Annotated in this window: 4 protein-coding genes; 1 reads left to right on the top strand and 3 read right to left on the bottom strand. The window is 67.9% G+C overall.

The window, feature by feature from the left end; genetic code table 11:
* Positions 1-51: 51 nt before the first annotated feature.
* Together VDQ18_RS23320 and VDQ18_RS23315 are read right to left on the bottom strand one after the other, a co-directional pair.
* Complete coding sequence (locus tag VDQ18_RS23320) at positions 52-768, bottom strand: HAD family hydrolase (RefSeq protein ID WP_323023245.1); 717 nt, start codon at positions 766-768, stop codon at positions 52-54.
* The gene (locus VDQ18_RS23315) at positions 765-1,520 is read right to left on the bottom strand and encodes an alpha/beta hydrolase (RefSeq protein WP_323023244.1); all 756 of its coding nucleotides are present in this window, start codon (positions 1,518-1,520) and stop codon (positions 765-767) included. Before VDQ18_RS23315 ends, VDQ18_RS23320 begins: the two co-directional genes overlap by 4 nt.
* Before the next feature lie 72 nt (positions 1,521-1,592).
* Here VDQ18_RS23315 and VDQ18_RS23310 point away from each other — a divergent pair, with 72 nt between their 5' ends.
* Positions 1,593-2,045 (top strand): NUDIX hydrolase, encoded by a 453-nt coding sequence (locus VDQ18_RS23310; protein WP_323023243.1) that lies wholly within the window; start codon positions 1,593-1,595, stop codon positions 2,043-2,045.
* 195 nt (positions 2,046-2,240) lie between these two features.
* Here VDQ18_RS23310 and trxB read toward each other — a convergent pair whose 3' ends face one another.
* Positions 2,241-3,182 carry a thioredoxin-disulfide reductase gene (trxB, locus tag VDQ18_RS23305; protein WP_323023242.1) on the bottom strand — a complete coding sequence of 314 codons (942 nt, stop codon included), beginning with the start codon at positions 3,180-3,182 and terminating at the stop codon, positions 2,241-2,243.
* Between the last annotated feature and the right edge of the window lie 46 nt (positions 3,183-3,228).

The following is a 3,228-nucleotide window of genomic DNA, read 5'->3' as shown; positions in this document are numbered from 1 at the left end:
CTGGTCGCCCGAGGCGCCCGCGACAGCGGGCAACGAGGGCGAAACCCCTCCCTAGAGCGCGTGCTGGGCCAGCGCCTCATAGGCGGGCATCGCCGCCTCGGCCAGCCGGGCATAGGCGGGCGGCAGCTCCGGCAACGGCCCCTCGGCCGCCTCGAACCCGGTCGAGGCATGGACCGCGTGATACCAGACCGGCGCCCAGACCCCGTCATAGGGCTTCGGCCCCGCCTCCCAGCGCAGCATCCGCGGCGTCCAGCCGATGCCCAGCGCCTCGCACAGCGCCTTGAGCCGCGCCTCGGGCGCCGCCCTGAGCGCGGTGGAATCGATCACCGGCGGCGCCACGCCCTCGGCCTGCGCCACCCGGTCGAAGAGTTCCGCCTGTTGCAGGAAACCGAGATCGGCCAGCACCGGCTCCTCGCGCTTCTTGGAATAGGAAGCCACGACCCGGGCCGGATGGCGGATCAGGAAGGCATGGCGGCAATCGCCCATCCAGTCGCGCGGCACGCCCTCCAGCATGTGTTGCGTCATGTGCTTCTGATACCAGATCGGCTGGCCGTCCGGCGCCTCGCCCGCCAGCGCCACCGCCGCGGGATCCTGCGGCTGGCTCGACAGCACCGCCTCCCGCATCGGGTGGTCGAGCCCGGTCATCGCCAGATAGGCGGCGTAGAACGGCTCGTCCGTCACCGCGCAATCGCCCCGCGCGGCGAAGGCATACATCAGCGCCGTCGACAGGTTGCGCGGTCCCGACCACATGGCAATGCGGATCGTCATGGTTCAGCCTCCATCGCCGGCCAGCGCCGGGCCAGTTTGCGCAACGCGCCGACATAGGTGATGCCGTGGTCGAAGACGCCGTTCCTGAGGAATTCCAGCACTTCGGCCATGGCGATCGGGTTCATCATGATCAGCGTATGCGAGGCCGGGATGGTGATATGGTCGCGCATCCCCTCGACCCGGGTCGAGGCGACCGAGACCGTGCCATCCGAGCGCTCGCCGATCACCGCCGCGCCGATGGGATTGATCGGCAGGTCGCCCGCGATCACGCCCAGATCGAAATCCACCGGCGGCAGGTTGTTCGGCACCGAGTGCGGATCGGTGCCCAGCTGCGCCGTCGCCGGGCCGTTGAAGAAGGTGGCGATGTCATTGGCCATCTCGTTCGAGCGCAGCGCATCGACGATCTCGGACCCATGATTGGGTGGCGCCAGCATCACCACCCGGCCCAGGTTCGGCGGATGCCCCTGAGCCAGCCAGGCCCGCACCAAGATGCCGCCCAGCGAATGAGTGACGAAATGCATCCGCTCCTGCCCGCAGAGCGCCGCCGAACGCCCGACATAGCGCACCAGATCGCCGATCGGCGCATCGTCGGAGGGGTAGGTCTCGTTCACCACGCGGTAGCCGTGGAAGCTCAGCACTTCCTGCAGGACCAGCATCGAGGCATCCGACCGCGCCAGCCCGTGCAACAGGACCACGCATTCGGCTTTGGCAGGCAGGGGCATGAGGCACAGGATCAGGGCTAAGGCGCGCATGGGCCGAGTATAGGGCTCGCCTTCCCGATGCAGAAGCGGAAGAATGCCGCGCAAGCGAAGGAGGCGGACAAAATGACGCGAGTGAAACCCCGGGTGCGGCTGTCGGTCCGGGCGGTGATCCTGCGGGGCGGGCGGCTTTTGCTGGTCAATGCCTGGCCCGGCGATGAAAGCGACCTGTGGTGCGTGCCGGGCGGCGGGGTCGAGCCGCATGCCTCGCTCCCCGACAACCTGATCCGCGAGGTGCACGAGGAAACCGGCATCGCCATCCGCGTCGGCGACCCCTGCCTGGTCAACGAATTCCACGACCCCGAAAGCGGCATCCATCAGGTCGATATCTATTTCCGCGCTACCGCGCTGGCGCTGCCCAAGGGCACCTGGATCGACACCGAAGGCGTGGTCAACCGCCAGCGCTGGGTTACGCGCGACGAGCTGGCCGGGCTGCGCTTCAAGCCCGACAGCCTGCCCGAGGTAGCCTTCGGCGGCTCCGGCCTCCTCTACGATCCGCTCGAACTCTACGCCCGCTGACCGCGCACCGATCCCGAGCGCCCGACCTCGAACCCGGGCGCGCCCCACCCCCTCTTCGTTCTGCAAATATCCCGGGGGGTGAATTTGCGCAGCAAAGAGGGGGGCAGCGCCCCCCTTCTTCGGCGCCGCGGAACGCGGCGCCGCTGGTCGCCCGAGGCGCCCGCGACAGCGGGGGCCGAGGGCGAAACCCCGCGCTTATTCCTGCGCGGCCAGCCAATGCTCGGCGTCGAGCGCCGCCATGCAGCCCATGCCGGCCGAGGTCACCGCTTGACGGTAGGTATGGTCGGTCAGGTCGCCCGCGGCGAAGACGCCCTCGATCGAGGTGCGGGTCGAGCCGGGCTCCACCCAGACATAGGCGCCCGAATGCAGCTTCAGCTGGTCCTTGACCAGTTCCGAGGCCGGGGCATGGCCGATGGCGACGAAGAAGCCCTCGCAGGGGATCAGGCTTTCTTCGCCGGTCTTCACGTTGCGGATCCGGGCGCCGGTCACGCCCAGCGGCATCTCGGTGCCCTCGATCTCGACGATCTCGCTGTCCCAGATCACCTCGATCTTCGGATGCTTGAACAGCCGCTCCTGCATGATCTTCTCGGCCCGCAGGCTGTCACGACGGTGGACCAGCGTCACCTTGGACGCGAAATTGGTCAGGAACAGCGCTTCTTCCACCGCCGTATTGCCGCCGCCGACCACGACGATCTCCTTGCCGCGATAGAAGAACCCGTCGCAGGTGGCACAGGCCGAAACGCCGAAGCCCTGGAATTTCTGCTCGCTCTCCAGCCCCAGCCATTTGGCCTGCGCGCCGGTCGCCAGTACCACGGCGTCGGCGGTATAGGTGGTGCCGCTGTCGCCCTTGGCGGTGAAGGGACGTTTGGACAGATCCAGCGACAGGATGATGTCCGAGATGATCTCGGTCCCCATCTCACGCGCGTGGTTCTCCATCCGCCCCATCAGGTCGGGCCCCATCACCGAGACATCGCCCGGCCAGTTCTCGACATCGGTGGTGATGGTCAGTTGCCCGCCCGGCTGGATGCCCTGCACCAGCACCGGCTGCAGCATGGCGCGCGAGGCGTAGACGGCGGCGGTATAGCCAGCCGGGCCCGAGCCGATGATCAGAAGGCGGGTGTGCTTGGTGTCGGACATGATTCTTCCTCGGGCTGACCTGCGTTGCGCCTTACATATAGACCCG

Source organism: Pararhodobacter sp., assembly GCF_034676075.1.
Classification (GTDB): Bacteria; Pseudomonadota; Alphaproteobacteria; order Rhodobacterales; family Rhodobacteraceae; genus Pararhodobacter.
This window is presented reverse-complemented; position numbering and strand designations above follow the sequence as displayed.